This is a genomic window from Duganella sp. AC917 (assembly GCF_979258245.1).
Map to the genome: position 1 here is coordinate 6,404,106 of NZ_OZ409848.1, position 14,217 is coordinate 6,418,322.

General features: G+C 64.7%; 15 protein-coding genes. 5 read left to right on the forward strand and 10 right to left on the reverse strand.

Annotated features, from left to right (window positions below; genetic code table 11):
• Nucleotides 1-3: 3 nt before the first annotated feature.
• Entirely contained in the window at nucleotides 4-636 is a 633-nt protein-coding gene (locus ACZ0BA_RS27965; protein WP_463454395.1) for a TadE/TadG family type IV pilus assembly protein, read from the forward strand.
• Entirely contained in the window at nucleotides 636-2,033 is a 1,398-nt protein-coding gene (locus ACZ0BA_RS27970) for a vWA domain-containing protein (RefSeq protein ID WP_463454396.1), read from the forward strand. The genes ACZ0BA_RS27965 and ACZ0BA_RS27970 overlap by 1 nt, the downstream gene beginning before the upstream one ends.
• Before the next feature lie 4 nt (nucleotides 2,034-2,037).
• Here the strand turns inward: ACZ0BA_RS27970 and ACZ0BA_RS27975 are convergent, their stop codons facing one another.
• From ACZ0BA_RS27975 to ACZ0BA_RS27985, 3 genes are all read right to left on the reverse strand, one after another.
• Nucleotides 2,038-2,784 carry an alpha/beta hydrolase gene (locus tag ACZ0BA_RS27975; protein WP_463454397.1) on the reverse strand — a complete coding sequence of 249 codons (747 nt, stop codon included), beginning with the start codon at nucleotides 2,782-2,784 and terminating at the stop codon, nucleotides 2,038-2,040.
• Between the two features lie 17 nt (nucleotides 2,785-2,801).
• On the reverse strand, nucleotides 2,802-3,467 hold the full coding sequence (locus tag ACZ0BA_RS27980; protein WP_463454398.1) for a DUF3108 domain-containing protein: 666 nt from the start codon (nucleotides 3,465-3,467) through the stop codon (nucleotides 2,802-2,804).
• A 65-nt stretch (nucleotides 3,468-3,532) separates the two neighbouring features.
• On the reverse strand, nucleotides 3,533-4,450 hold the full coding sequence (locus ACZ0BA_RS27985; protein ID WP_463454399.1) for a LysR family transcriptional regulator: 918 nt from the start codon (nucleotides 4,448-4,450) through the stop codon (nucleotides 3,533-3,535).
• Nucleotides 4,451-4,571: 121 nt separating this feature from the next.
• Here ACZ0BA_RS27985 and ACZ0BA_RS27990 point away from each other — a divergent pair, with 121 nt between their 5' ends.
• A complete protein-coding gene (locus ACZ0BA_RS27990) occupies nucleotides 4,572-4,967 on the forward strand; it encodes a RidA family protein (RefSeq protein ID WP_463454400.1) in 396 nt (131 codons plus the stop codon).
• Nucleotides 4,968-4,983: 16 nt separating this feature from the next.
• On the opposite strand, the gene torT is transcribed toward ACZ0BA_RS27990, so the two are convergent.
• Both torT and ACZ0BA_RS28000 read right to left on the reverse strand, forming a co-directional pair.
• Nucleotides 4,984-6,147 (reverse strand): TMAO reductase system periplasmic protein TorT, encoded by a 1,164-nt coding sequence (gene torT, locus ACZ0BA_RS27995; RefSeq protein WP_463454401.1) that lies wholly within the window; start codon nucleotides 6,145-6,147, stop codon nucleotides 4,984-4,986.
• Nucleotides 6,148-6,175: 28 nt separating this feature from the next.
• Nucleotides 6,176-7,024, reverse strand: coding sequence for a substrate-binding periplasmic protein (locus ACZ0BA_RS28000; protein ID WP_463454402.1), 849 nt, complete (start codon nucleotides 7,022-7,024; stop codon nucleotides 6,176-6,178).
• Between the two features lie 293 nt (nucleotides 7,025-7,317).
• Between ACZ0BA_RS28000 and ACZ0BA_RS28005 the strand changes: the two genes are divergently transcribed.
• Together ACZ0BA_RS28005 and ACZ0BA_RS28010 are read left to right on the forward strand one after the other, a co-directional pair.
• Nucleotides 7,318-9,507, forward strand: coding sequence for a phosphocholine-specific phospholipase C (locus ACZ0BA_RS28005; RefSeq protein WP_463454403.1), 2,190 nt, complete (start codon nucleotides 7,318-7,320; stop codon nucleotides 9,505-9,507).
• Nucleotides 9,485-10,207, forward strand: a complete 723-nt coding sequence (locus ACZ0BA_RS28010; protein ID WP_463454404.1) for a PEP-CTERM sorting domain-containing protein — start codon at nucleotides 9,485-9,487, stop codon at nucleotides 10,205-10,207. Before ACZ0BA_RS28005 ends, ACZ0BA_RS28010 begins: the two co-directional genes overlap by 23 nt.
• 7 nt (nucleotides 10,208-10,214) lie before the next feature.
• Here ACZ0BA_RS28010 and rng read toward each other — a convergent pair whose 3' ends face one another.
• The 5 genes from rng to ACZ0BA_RS28035 form a co-directional block, all read right to left on the reverse strand.
• Nucleotides 10,215-11,681: a ribonuclease G gene (rng, locus tag ACZ0BA_RS28015; protein WP_463454405.1), complete on the reverse strand. Its 1,467-nt coding sequence runs from the start codon at nucleotides 11,679-11,681 to the stop codon at nucleotides 10,215-10,217.
• 62 nt (nucleotides 11,682-11,743) lie between these two features.
• A complete protein-coding gene (locus ACZ0BA_RS28020) occupies nucleotides 11,744-12,364 on the reverse strand; it encodes a Maf family protein (RefSeq protein ID WP_463454406.1) in 621 nt (206 codons plus the stop codon).
• A 20-nt stretch (nucleotides 12,365-12,384) separates the two neighbouring features.
• Nucleotides 12,385-12,855 carry a 23S rRNA (pseudouridine(1915)-N(3))-methyltransferase RlmH gene (gene rlmH, locus ACZ0BA_RS28025; protein ID WP_090323211.1) on the reverse strand — a complete coding sequence of 157 codons (471 nt, stop codon included), beginning with the start codon at nucleotides 12,853-12,855 and terminating at the stop codon, nucleotides 12,385-12,387.
• A 6-nt stretch (nucleotides 12,856-12,861) separates the two neighbouring features.
• A complete protein-coding gene (rsfS, locus tag ACZ0BA_RS28030) occupies nucleotides 12,862-13,554 on the reverse strand; it encodes a ribosome silencing factor (protein ID WP_090323208.1) in 693 nt (230 codons plus the stop codon).
• Complete coding sequence (locus ACZ0BA_RS28035; protein WP_463454407.1) at nucleotides 13,555-14,214, reverse strand: nicotinate-nucleotide adenylyltransferase; 660 nt, start codon at nucleotides 14,212-14,214, stop codon at nucleotides 13,555-13,557.
• Between the last annotated feature and the right edge of the window lie 3 nt (nucleotides 14,215-14,217).

A 14,217-nucleotide genomic window follows, 5' to 3' on the forward strand; every position in this document is an offset into this window, starting at 1 on the left:
GCCATGTCACCGTCCACTTTTGCCCGGCGCCGGCGCCGCTCCGGCGGACTGGCCGCCGTCGAATTCGCGCTGTGGTTGCCGCTGCTGGTGCTGCTGATCGCCGGCTTGGTCGACATCGCGCGCGGTGTGCAGGCCAATATGATCCTGGTCAATCTGAGCCGTGAGGGCGCCAACCTGGCGTCGCGCGGCAAGCTGCAGTTGTCGGAGAATGCGCAAGTGATCATCGGCCAGGTCGCAGCCTCGGGCTCGCCGCTGGAGATGAACGAGCGCGGCATGATCTACGTCACCCGCATCATGGGACTGGCCAGCGGCGGCACCACGCGCAGCATCGTGCTGGAACAGTATCGCTGGGACGACTCGGTCAACAACCGCGGCTACCGGGTCAGCGGTTACGGCCCGGCCAGCAAAGTGTGGACCTGCGGCAGCTGGGCCAGCCCGGTGGCGGGCACCTGCGTGGTGCCGACCGGCGCCAATGCGCCGGCGGTGGCACTGATGAGCGGCACGCTTGCCGACGGCGAAGTGATCTATGTCGTTGAAACGTTCTACAAATTCAATATGGTGTTCGCGCCATTCTCCCTCGGTTCCGTGTCGACCTCGACCATCGGCCCCGATCTTTACTCGATGACGGTGTTCTGATGACGCGCTATCCTTTACCCAAACAACGCGGCCAGGTGTCGGTGCTGCTGGCGATCTGCGTGACCATGCTGATCGCGGTGGTGGGGCTGACGCTCAGCGCCGGCCTGAGCTACATGATCAAGGCCAAGCTCAACGCGGCCACCGACGCCGCCAGCCTGGCCGCCGCGCGCGCCACCAGCAACGGTGGCGACCAGGCCACGCAGACGGCCAATGCCCGGGCGGCGGCCACGCGCTTCTTCAACGCCAACTTCCCGGCCAATTATTTGCTGTCGACACCGACCCTGAATGAAACCCAGGTGTCGTTCAACGGCGGCGAAGTGACCATCAACGTGAGCGCGTCGGCCACCATGCCCAGCGTGATGATGGGGCCCCTGGCCACCGGGCCGCTGTCGCCCAATGTCTACACGGAGACCAAGCGCAAGGACCTCGATATGGTCATTGCGCTTGACACATCCGGCTCGCTGAGCGGACAGGCAGCGACCGTGCGCAGCTCTGCCATTACCTTCCTCAAGCAATTCAACTCGGAGCGCGACAGGGTCGGGCTGCTGCACTTCGCCTATGGCGTTGTGCGGGACGATCCGATTCGACCGATCGCGCGCGGGTTCGACCGCACCAGCATGACAAACCATATCAAGACTTACTCGTTTACCGGATCGACGGCCTCGCCCGAAGGCATGTACGCGGCGCGCGACATGATCAACAGCGTGCCGGTCGCCAACCTGAACCGCTCGAACCTGCGCGTGATCATCTTCTTCTCGGACGGCGCGCCCAATTCCTTTGGTACCTATTTGAACTGGAACAATAAAAACGATTGCAGGACCGCCGACGGCAAGCCCATCCCCGGCACCATCACCACCGACGATGACGGCAGTGGCGAGCCCGGCGGTCTTTACAAACTTGACCAGCAATCCGACGATGTCGGCGGCAATTGCACGCCCGAGACCTTGGCCACCAACGCTACCTATCTGAAGAATCGCGCTTCGGCCTTGCCGGCGTGGTACAACGGCCACACCGACGCCGACAAGGTCGAGGATCCGACGACCAGGTACGAGTTCCCGATCATCACCAATTCGCCACGCGTGGTGACCAGCGCCATCACTTATCGCAACGTCAACCGTGCCGCCCGCAATCTGGTCGAGGCGATGGCATCGAAGTCGCGCGACGAGGGCATCTTCGTGTTTACGCTGGGCCTGGGTTCCCAGCTCAAGGTTGGCACGGGCTCCGACGGTGAGAAGGGCGAGGACACGCTCAAATGCATGGCCAATTCGACCGACGCGCCGAGCCGCTGTTTCAACGCCAATCAAAAGATCGGCGTGTACTGCTACGCCGCCACCCAGGCCGATCTGACGCCGTGTTTCTCCAAGCTGGCCAGCGCCATCCTGCGCATTTCGAAATAAGCCTTCAGCGCCCGGCGACGCGGCGCAGCGCCGCGTGCGCGATCGGCGCCGGCACCACGTGGGCGCCGTCGAATTCCTGGTAGCGCACTTCGTACTGCTCGCGCGCCAGCTGGCTGGCGATGGCGCGTCCCTGTTCGACCGGCAGCACCGCGTCGCCGCTGCCGTGGGCGACGAACACGCGCGGGCGGCCGACGCGCAGCATCGGCTTCATGAAGCCTGGCGAGAACGCCACGATATCGCTGAACAAATCGCCATTCATCAGCCCCACCGACAGCGCGTACGAAGCGCCGTCGGAAAAGCCACCGATCACCAGCGCGTCCGGATCGACGCTGTAGCGGCGCATGATCCAGGCCAGCAGGCGGTCGAGGAAGGCCACGTCGGGACCATAGCCGCCGCGTATCACGTCCCAGCTGTCGGTCAGCGAGCGCGGGATCAGCAGCAGCGCGCCATGGCGTTGAGCGTACGCGGCGGCGCTGTCGTCGGCGCCGCCGAGCAACTGGCGCACGCCGTGCAGCAGCACGATCAGCTGCAGCGGGCGCACGGGCGCGCCGGCAACCGGCGCCGGCGCTGGCAGTGGTACATGCAGGACGGCCTGGCGGCCGTTGGCGAACGACAGCGTGTGGCGGCCGGGCGGCAGTTGCAGCGGCGCCGGGTGTTCCAGCAGCGCCAGCGCGCGCAGTGCCGGACGGGCGCGCAGGCGGCCGTCGCTATGCGGATCGGCCGGCGACGCGGGAGCGGGCTGCTTGGCCACGGCGCCGGTCCATGCCGCTACTTGGCGCGCACGTAGGAGGTCAACTCCCAGCTGTCGCGGTTGAAGATGCGGCCCTGCCAGTCGGTATCGCGGTAATCGAGTTTGACGAAGTTGTTCAGTTCGGGGACGAACCAGACCGTTTCCGTCAACTGGCCGCTGCCGCCGTTGCTGTTGGTCTGGTCGCCGCGATACAGCGCCTCGACCACCACCTTGATGGCGTCGAACTCGCCCGCCGGCACCTTGATTTTTTCCCAGTCCAGCACTTTGCCCTTGATGGTGTAGCGCCAGTGCTTGCCCTGTTTCTCGTTGTCGCCGGTGACCTCGCTGGTCCACTCCTTGCCGGGTGTGAGCGGGAACGCGAAGCGCGCGAACGACGGCGAGAAGTGCATCGAGCCACGGTCGACCGGGTTCATTTCCGCGCTGAAGAGCTGCTTGGTCACCAGCGCGTTGCTGGACGCGCGACGCACCTCGACATGTACGCCGGTGTCGTCGACGGCCGTCACCTCCATCTTGTTGACGTTGCCTTTGACGCCTTTCCAGACGTCGGTGTATTGGTAGGTCCAGGAGTCGCCCACGGCAGGCGCGGGCGGCGGCGCGGGCGGTCGCGCCTCGGCCAGTGCGAACGGTCCGGCCAGGACCAGGCAAACGGCGATACAACTTTTCAAGGTGATGCTGGTGCGCATACTGTCTCCTTTAATTGTAATTTGTTCGACAACGTTATCACAATCCGGGACGCTCTCATCGGCTTTTATCGGCCTTCGATGGGCGCGTGTTGCGCCATCAGCTCGGCCACCCAGTCGATGAACACGCGCAGCCTGGTGCTGACATAGCGGCTTTGCGGATAGGCCACGTGCAGCGGCATGGGCGGCAGGCGCCAGTCCTCCAGCAACGGCAGCAGTTCGCCGCTGGCCACATGCGGTTTCGCCATATAGCGCGGCAGCCACAGCACCCCCATGCCGGCCAGGCCGGCCGCCAGATAGGCGTTGCCGTCGTCGACGGCCACCACGTATTGGCCGTCGACGGTGAGCGTCTCGTCGTCGCGGCGCAACACCACCGGGTAGGTCTTGCCGGTGCGTCCCCACAAAAAGCCCACCACGCGGTGCGCGCTGTTCTCGAGTTCTCGCGGATGGGCGGGCGCGGCGTGGCGCGCCAGGTAGGCCGGCGCCGCGTACAGGCCCAGCTGCAGGTTGCCCACGTGGCGCGCCCGCAGCGACAGGTCGCGCAGCTCGCCGCCACGGATCACGCAATCGACGCTCTCGCCGATCAGGTCGATCGTGCGGTCGCTCACGCCCATGTCGATTTGCAGGTCGGGATAGCGGGCATGGAACGCTGGCAGCGCCGGCATCAGGATCATGCGCGCAAGCGGACTGGGCACGTCGATCTTGAGCTTGCCCTTGGGCTGGGCCGAGGCGTTGGACAGGCCCGATTCGGTATCGTCGAGGTCGGCCAGCAGGCGCACCGCGCGCTCGTAGTAGGCGGCGCCGTCGGCGGTCGCGTTGACCTTGCGCGTGGTGCGGTTGAGCAGCTTGACGCGCAGCCGCGCCTCGAGCTGTTGCACCAGTTGGGTGGCGCTGGTGCGGCTGATGTTGAGCGTCTCGGCCGCCTTGGTGAAACTGCCCGTCTCGACCACCCGCACGAACGCCGTCATCGCATCGAACCTGTCCATAACGCCTCCCCATTGATCAATTGTTTGGATTATACAAATAGTGATGGGGTATTTAACGCGTTTATCTTGGGTTTATTTGCAAGTAGACTGGGTTCTTCTAAAACATTTTGAGGAGTTAACCATGGCAACCCGCGACGTTTTTTCCCCACCTGGCCGCCACGCGCTGTATGAGAAGCACCGCTACTCGCCGGCCGTGCGCGCCGATGGCCTGTTGTTCGTGTCCGGACAGGTCGGCAGCCGCGAGGACGGCTCGCCGGAGCCGGATCTGAAGAAACAGGTGCGGCTGGCGTTCCAGAACCTGAACGCGATCCTGGCCGCGGCCGGCGCCAGCTTCGACGACGTGGTCGATGTCACCATCTTCACGATCAACCCCGACCAGATCTTCGAGATGATCTGGACCGAGGTGGCGCCCGAGTACTGGGGCCAGGCGCCGTTCCCGACCGCGACCGTGGTCGGGGTGACGTGGCTGGCCGGTTTCCAGTTCGAGATCAAGGTGGTGGCGAAGCTGCCGACCTAGCGCGGCGGCGGCTTGCCTATTTGTGTGCCGGATCGTAGGACAGCACGGTCTTGTAGCCTTCCGGCGCGATCGACGTATCGAACGGATAGGACGCCAGGTTGAGGCGGTCGACCATGCCCAGTTCGACCAGGATGGTGTGCGGCATCTCCTTGCCGCGCCGTTCCAGCAGGTTGACGGCGGCGTTGATGGCCACCCTGGTTTGGCTGACGCCCTTGGTGTCGGCCGCCGCGTGGATATCGCCCTTGCGTAACAGTTGGGCGATCTCGCCGGTCAGATCGTAGGCGACCAGCCGGACCTTGCCGCTCAAGCCGGCCTGCCTGAGCGGCTCAAGCGCGGCCGGCGCGCAGCCGGTGCAGCCGAGGATGTAATCGAGCCGCCCGCCATGCTTGGCCAGCAGCTCGGTGGCCAGTTGCTGCTGGCCGGCGAAGTCGCTGTCGCCGTAGCGGATGTCGAGGATGTTGACGGCGATGCCCGCGTCCTGCGCCGCGATGCGGGTGCCGTCGACTTCCCCCTTTACCCAGCCGGCGCCGATGGGGCCGGGCAGCAAGGCGATGTTGATCGAGGTCAGCCCGCGCCGCTTGGCGTCGCGCACCACCCAGCGCGTGGCCTCCAGGCCCATGCCGCGCAGCGAACTGGTGACCTTGAGCGCCAGGTCGTCGCTGCGGCTGTCGTTGGCCAGCTCGATCACGGGAATGCCCGCCGCGCGCGCCTTGGCGATCGAGGCGTTGTTGGCGGTCATGCCGATCGGTGACAGGACAATGGCGTCGTATTTGTTGGCGATGGCCCGGTCCATCTCGCGCAGCTGGCCGGCCAGGTCGTTGTAACCCTGGGCCGGCAGGATGTCCACACCCACGCCCAGGCGTTTGGCCTCGCTGATGACGCCATAGGCGCAACCGCTCCAGTAAGGGTCTTTCAGGTGGGGGAACAGGAAGGCGATGCGCCAGCGCTTGCTGGCCGGCGCCGCCATGCGGTACTGGCCGGGCACCACCCGGCCGCTGGCGAGGGCGTCGTCGGCCGAGCCGTTGTGCTGCACAGGACGGAAGATCGACAACACCGGGATCGGCTCGAATCTGGGCGGGTGGGCGGCAGCGGCCGGCGAACCGGCGATGGCACATGCCGGCAAGCCCAGCAGGCCCAGCAGGCCCAGTAACAGCGTCAGGCGGGGCAGTGGTATCAGCATGGTGCTTCAAGCTTCATTGAAATAACTTTCATGGCGAATCGGCCTGACCGGCGGGGCAGGGCTTATTGTACGTCGCGGCGCGGGCACCGACCTCCCGCAAACTGCCATCGGCGGCAACGACTGCCGGCGCGAGCACGCCGTGCCTGGCCGCCAGGCGGGCGAATTCGCCCGAGCGCACCATCTCGGTGAACAAGGCGCTGTACTGGTCGCGTAGGGCCGAGAACGCGGCGCCGCGCGGGAAGGCGAGATAGCCGTCCAGTTGCGCGACGACGGGACACAGGGGAACCAGGCGTCCGCTGGCGCGCATCGTGCCGATCAGCGCGGCGCTGTTGCGCTCATTGGTCGCCAGCAGGTCGACCCTGCCGTGCAACAGCATCTGCACACCGTTTTCCAGCTGATTGACTTCGCTGATGTTCAGCCGGGGCCGCGCCTGGTCGAAGCGCGCGCCGTAGTGCCAGCCGCGCACGGCGGCGATGCGGGTGCCGTCGAGCTGGCCGAACCTGCCTTCCCATGGCGACTTGGCGCCGCTGCGGGCATAGAAAACCATGCGGTCGCGGTAAAACGGCAGGTCGACGAAAGCGAATTGTTTGTCGCGTTGGGGAGATTTATACGGGCCGATGAGGATGTCGGCCTGGGCCCGCTGCACCATGGCTTGCGCGCGCGCCCAAGGATAGATATCGAACCGCACCGTGTCGCCCGCGCGGCCGGCCAGCGTGCGCACGACGTCGACGCCCAGACCCTGCCATTGGCCGTCGGCTCCCTGTTCGAAAATCAGGTCGAAGCGCGCGCCGACGGCGAGGCGCTCGGCGGCCGTGGCGCACTGCGCCGCCCCGAAGATCGGCAACCATATGAACAACAAGTGTCTCATCACGCTCATGAACAGGTTTTCCGGACCGGTCGATGCCGACTAGTCTAGCATGCGATACCGGAAAGAAAGTCACTTGCCCCGGTCTGGCAACGCAGCGTTGCTTGCCAGCCGCAGGCGCCCGGCCACGATTGTTATCGAAATAACTGAAGTGCGATAAATGCATGGCATGTCATCAACTTTTCATCGTTGGTGGGTAAGCTGGTGCCTTGCATGACCTCCGTTTTGGTGTTTCCCCGACAATCGACCTGGATCAATCAAATGCATATCTTTATATTCGCGTTCGCACGCACGCAGGTGCGCGCATGAGCCGCCGTGACTTCCTCCGCACAATGGGCAAGTCGGCCGGCGCCAGCGCCGTGCTGGCCACCTTTCCACCATCAATCCAAAAGGCGCTGGCCCTGCCGGCCAACCAGCGCACCCGTAGCCTGCAGGATGTTGAGCACATCGTCGTGCTGACGCAGGAGAACCGCAGTTTCGACCACTACTTTGGCACCCTGGAAGGGGTAAGGGGATACGGCGATCCGTTCCCGGTTCCGGTGATGGACCGGCAAAATCTGTTCAGTGGCAAATCGGTCTTCGTGCAGCGCTCTGCCGGCGGGGCGCCGGTGCCTGGCCGGCCCAACTGGCCACAGGGCCGCGCCATCGCGCCGTTCCGGCTCAACACGGTGCAGGACTTTCCAGTCATGCGCGTGGCCGGGACGCCACATTCCTGGCTCGACGCCCAGCTGGCGTGGGACCACGGACGGATGAATGACTGGTGCACGGTCAAGCAGAACCACGCGATGGGCTATTACGCCGACGCCGACATTCCCTTCCAGTTCGCGCTCGCGCGTGCCTTTACCATCTGCGACCACTATCACTGCGCAACCCAGACCGGTACCAACACCAACCGGCTGTTCCTGTTCAGCGGCCATAACGATCCGCTGGCGGCCGCGGGCGGCCCGTCGACCGACAACAGCCGTGACGACTTCAATCCGGACATGTCCACCGACTACTTGTGGACCACCTATCCGGAGCGGCTCGAAGCGGCCGGTATCAGCTGGCAGGTCTACCAGAACATGGCGGACAACTTCACCGATAACTCGCTGGCCGGATTCCGCTCTTTCCGCAACGCGTGGTATCGCCGGCCGGGCTACTCGCAATCGCTGCGCGATCGCGGCACCACCACGCGCGACATCGACCTGCTCAAGGCCGATGTGCTGGCCAACCGCCTGCCCCAGGTCAGCTGGGTTGTCGCGACCGCCGAAGGCTCCGAACACCCGGGTCCGTCCAGCCCTGCGTCGGGCGCCGACTACATCGCGCGCGTGCTGGACGCGCTGACCGCCAATCCGGAGAGCTGGAGCAAGACGGTCCTGCTCATCAACTTCGACGAGAACGACGGCTTCTTCGACCACATGCCACCGCCGGCGGTGCCGGCGTACACGAGTTACGGCAGCAGTCCGGCGCAGTCGCAGCTGGCCGGCGCGTCGACCGTCGACACGACCGGCGAGTACCACCACGTGCTCAACGGCGCCGATGCGCGTACCCTCCATCGCCCGTACGGTCTCGGGCCGCGCGTGCCGATGTATGTGATTTCGCCGTGGACCAAGGGCGGCTGGGTCAATTCGCAGGTCTTCGACCACACATCGGTGGTGCGTTTCATCGAGGCGCGTTTCGGTGTGCGCGAGCCGCTGATCAGCCCATGGCGCCGTGCGGTGAGCGGCAACCTGTTGTCCTGTTTCGACTTCGCCAACCCGAACGACAACGGCTTCAAGCAACTGCTGCCGGAAACGGCTGCGCGGCGTTCGATGGCGCTGAGCCTGCCCAACACCAAGGTGCCCGCAACGCCGGCCACGCTGACGGCGCCCGTCCAGGCCACCGGCGTGCGTCCGGCACGCGCGCTGCCGTACGAACTCCAGGTGCAGGCGCAGGTGCAGACGCAGGGGCAAGCCGGCGGCGGCCAGGTCGAGCTCAGATTCGACAACCTGGGCGAAGCCGGGGCGGTGTTCCACGTGTACGACCGTCTGGCGTTGGACCAGGTGCCGCGCCGCTATACGGTCGAAGCTGGCAAGCAGCTCACAGGCCGCTGGAACACCACGTCCGTCTACGATCTCTGGGTGCTGGGACCGAACGGCTTTCATCGCCACATCGTCGGCGACGTGCGCGGTGCAGGCAACGCCGCATGGCCGGAAATCAGCCTGCGCGCCGAACGCGGCACCGGCGAGCTCGTCATCGACCTGGTCAACAACGGCGCGCAGCCGTGTACCTTCGAACTGACCGCCAACAAGTATTACGCGAACAAGCCGTTGCAAGTGCGGGTCGTCGCACGCTCGCGGAGCACCGTCCGGCTCCCGCTGGTGACCAGTTCGCACTGGTACGACTACAGTCTGCGTGTGGCTGGCTTGCCGGGCTGGTTGCGCCGCTTCGCCGGCCATCTGGAAAACGGCCTGCCGTCTATCAGTGACCCTGCGATGGGCGGGGCAGCCCAACTTGACCAGTACCGCGTTGTTTGATTTTTACAAGGAGCTTTTCATGAAGTGCAAATTTCTAGTTGCCGCGGCCTTGTTCGCCGTAGCGTGTAGTGGTCAGGCTGCCGTCACCTACGGTCAGAACCTCATTGTCAACGGCGATGCCGAATCGGGCATGAGCGGTTGGACCGGCTACCCGGATTACAGCATGGTCCAGTCGGTTGACTATGGCAACAACTGGGTGCTTCCCACCCAGCCTGGCCCGGTCGATCGCGGAAACAAGATGTTCGCCGGCGCCGGGCAGTATGCGGTGGGCGTTCAGACCCTGGACTTCGGCGTGCCGACGGCCCGAAACATTTCCTATTCCCTCAGCGGATGGCTCGGTGGCTGGACCGACCAGGGCGACAACGCCCTGTTCTATGTGCAGTTTCTCGATGCGGCCAACCATGAGATAGGAAACGCCGGCATCGGTCCCGTCACCCCGCAGGATCGCGGCAACCAGACCGGCCTGTTCTATCGGGAATCGTCGGGAATCATGCCTGCTGGCACCAGCAAGCTATCGTTCTGGCTGTCGATGGAGCGTCTTGTTTCGGGCGACAACGATGGCTACGCGGATAACCTGTCCTTCATCGCGCGCGAGATGGTCAGCCCGGTACCGGAACCGGGCATGGCGGCGATGTACCTGCTGGGCTTGGGCATGTTGGGCGGGGCGCTGCGCCACAAGAAGCGCGCGCACATGTCCTAACTGGAAACTACATCAGGATGACGTCGTACTGCTCCTGGTGGTACGCCGTCTCCACCTGCAAGGAGATCTTCTTGCCGATGAAGTCCCCCAGCATCGCCAGGTGCTGGGACTCCTCCTCAAGGAACATGTCGACCACTTCCTGCGAGGCGAGGATGCGGAATTCGCGCGGGTTGAACTGTTTGGCTTCGCGCAGCAGTTCGCGCAGGATCTCGTAGCAGATCGTGCGCGAGGTCTTGACCTGGCCCTTGCCGGCGCAGGCCGGGCAGGGTTCGCACAGGATGTGGGCCAGCGATTCGCGCGTGCGCTTGCGCGTCATCTCCACCAGTCCCAGCGCCGAGAAATTCGACACCGACACCTTGGTGCGGTCGCGCGACAGCGTCTTTTTCAACTCCTGCAACACGGCGTTGCGATGCTCGTTGTTCTCCATGTCGATGAAGTCGAGGATGATGATGCCGCCCAGATTACGCAGCCGCAGCTGGCGGGCGATCGCGTGCGCCGCCTCCAGGTTGGTCTTGAAGATGGTGTCGGCGAAATTGCGCCCGCCGACAAAGCCGCCGGTGTTGACGTCGATGGTTGTCATCGCCTCGGTCTGGTCGACGATCAGGTAGCCGCCCGATTTGAGGTCGACGCGCCGGCCCAGCGCGCGCAGGATCTCTTCCTCGACACCGTACAAATCGAACAGCGGCCGCTCGCCGGTGTAGTGCTGCAAGCGTGGCAGCACGCCGGGCGTGTAGGCCTTGCCGAATTCGACCAGGTTCAGATAGTTCTCGCGCGAGTCGACCTGGATGGTGGCCGTGTCGTCGTGGACGAAGTCGCGCAGCACGCGTTGCGCCAGGCTCAAATCCTGGTGCAGCAAGGTGGTGGCGGGTTTGGTTTTCGCGCCCAACATGATGGCGCCCCAGGTCTTGCGCAGGTATTCGACGTCGGCGGCGATGTCGGAGTCCGATGCGTCCTCGGCCTGCGTGCGCACGATGTAGCCGCCTTTTTCCTCGGCCGGCAGCAGGCTTTGAAGCCGCGTGCGCAGCGCTTCGCGCTCCGATTCCTTTTCGATCTTTTGCGAGATGCCGATGTGGGCGTCCTGCGGCAGGTACACCAGCATGCGGCCGGCGATGGAGATCTGCGTCGACAGGCGCGCGCCCTTGGTGCCGATGGGGTCCTTGATGACCTGAACCGTCAGCACCTGGCCGTCGAACAGGATTTTCTCGATCGGGGCGGGGGCGGCGTTCTGACCGCCGTCGTGCGGGCGCGCTTCCCAGATGTCGGCCACGTGCAGGAAGGCGGCGCGTTCGAGGCCGATGTCGATAAAGGCCGATTGCATGCCGGGCAGCACCCGCACCACCTTGCCGGAGTAGACATTGCCCGCCAGCCCGCGCGTGAGCGTGCGCTCGATGTGCAGCTCTTGCACGGCGCCTTGCAAAATCAGGGCGACCCGGGTTTCCTGCGGGGTGATGTTGATCAGGATGTCTTCGTTCATGTGTCTCGGCGGCCGGCTGGCGCGGCTTCTGTGGCTATGTGAAGACTGATCATACACGCCACTTACGGCAGCGGCAAACCCGCCTGCCGCAGCAGCTGCGCGGTCTCGTACAGCGGCAGGCCCATGATGCCTGAATGGCTGCCGGCGATATGTTCGATGAATTGCGCGGCCGGTCCCTGGATGCCGTAGCCGCCGGCCTTGTCGTACGGCTCGAGCGTGGCGCAGTAGGCGGCGATGGCGGCCGGCGACAGCACGCCGAAGCGCACTTCCGACACCTGCGTGATCTGGCCGGTGAAGTCGGGCGAGTGCACGGCGATGGCGGTCAGCACCTGGTGGGTGCGGCCCGACAGCTGGGTGAGCATGGCGGCGGCTTCGGCGCGGTCGGCCGGTTTGCCGAGGATTTGGCCGTCGATCGTGACGGTGGTGTCGGCGGTGAGCACGGCGCGCGGCTTGAGGTGGCGGCGCTGCACCAGGTTGTAGCCGAAGGCGGCTTTTTCCTGCGCGACTCGGGCTACATAGTCGAGCGGCGCTTCGCCGTCGATGACGTTTTCGGTGACGTCGGCGCCGCGCGGACCGTCGGCGCGCAGCAGCAGCAGTTCAAAATCGATGCCGATCTGGCGCAGCAGTTCGCGCCGGCGCGGACTTTTGGAGGCGAGGTAAATCTTCTTTTCGACCAGTTTCATTTGATATTTTTTTAACGCCGTCAAACTCGATGGTAAGGGTGGTTCTGGGTGATCGACCAGGCGCGATACAGTTGCTCGGCCAACAATACCCGTACCATACCATGAGGCAGCGTCATACTGGAAATCCGGATCAGGCCCTCGGCGCGCGCCTTGAGCTCCGGATCGAGCCCGTCGGCCCCGCCGATCAGGAAGGCGGTGTCGCGCCCGTCCTGCTGCCACGCCTCGAGCTGTTGTGACAGGCCGACCGAAGTCAGGTCCTTGCCACGCTCGTCGAGCGCGATGATGCGCACCGATTTGGGCAGCGCCGCCTCGATGCGCTCGCGTTCGAGCGCCATCGCGGTGGCGGCGGTTTTGCTGCCCGAACGGTCGACCGGCTTGATTTCCTTGAGCACGATCTTCAGTTCCGGCGGCATGCGCTTCGCATATTCTGCGAAGCCCGTTTCGATCCAGGACGGCATTTTATGGCCGACCGCAGCGATGATCAGCTGCATCGCGAATTACTCCGCGACTTTTTTGATACGCTTGATGACCGTTTTGGCCGGCGCTTCGTCCGCTTTCGGCTTGGCGGCCTTCGGCGCTTTCGGCTTCGGCGGCAGGGCCTTCAGCGCTTCGGCCGAGGCGACCGCGCTCTTGGTCTTGCCGACCTTGATGGTTTTGCCGACCGGGATCGCAGCCTTCTTGGCGGCCGGTTTTTTCTCGGCGGCCGGTTTGGCGGCGGCGGCTTTGCGGGCCGGGGTTTTCTTCTCGATCACCGGCGAGGCGTCGACGGCTTTTTTGCCGGCGGCCAGGTGGCTGGAGATTTTCTTCGGCTCGTCGGCTTCCTCGCCTTCCTTGGTCGACTTGCGCTTGGCCGCGCCCAGCTTGACCGGCTTGTCGCCCCAGATCTCTTCCAGGCGGTAGTAGGCGCGGATTGGCGCTTGCATGATGTGGACGATCATGTCGCCCAGGTCGACCAGCACCCATTCACCGGTGTCCTCGCCTTCCATGCCGTAGACGTCGCCGCCGGCGGCCTTGACCTTGTCGCGCACCGAGGCGGCCAGCGCCTTGGTTTGGCGGTTGGAGGTACCGGAGGCGATGGCGATGCGGTCGAACAGGCTGGTCAGGTGGGTGGTGTCGAACAGCGTGATGTCTTGCGCTTTGACGTCTTCGAGGGCGTCAACGACGAGGGATTGCAGTTTTTTGATGTCCATTTAGCTTTTGTATAGATTGTGTTGTTCAATATAGTCTAGCACTAGCGGCGGGATAAGCGAGTTTGCCTGCTCCCCCCGTTGTAATGCCGCACGTATTTCGGTGGCGGAGATATCCACCGCGAAGTCTTGTGCCAGATAAGTCAGACCGTGCGGCGTGTTGCGGATTTGCTCAGGCGTTCCCAAACGGCTGGAGAACGCCGCGGCGACCGCCGGCGGAAGGCCGGCGGCGCCAATGTCGAAGCCAGGTCGTGCCGCTACGCAGATATGTGCGTAGTCGAACAGCGCCTGCCATTCATTCCAGGTGTCGAGCCGCTGCAGCTGGTCGGCGCCCATCACAAAAGCGATGCAGGCCTCCGGTCCCAGCTCGGCGCGCACCAGGCGGAGCGTCTCGATGGTGTAAGTCGGCAGTCCCTTGGCGCCGCGCTCGATCTCCTGCATATCGATCACGACGTCGAACGGCTGGCCTTTGAACGCGATGGCCACCATCTCGGCGCGCTGTTCGGGCGTCGCCTTGAGCATGGCTTTTTGCCACGGCAAACCAGCCGGTATCACGCGTAGCTGATCCACGTGCAGCAGTTGCGCGAAGTAGGCGCCGAGGGCGATATGACCGTGGTGGACCGGATCGTAGCTGCCGCCCAGCAGTGCAACCCGCTGTGCCATGGC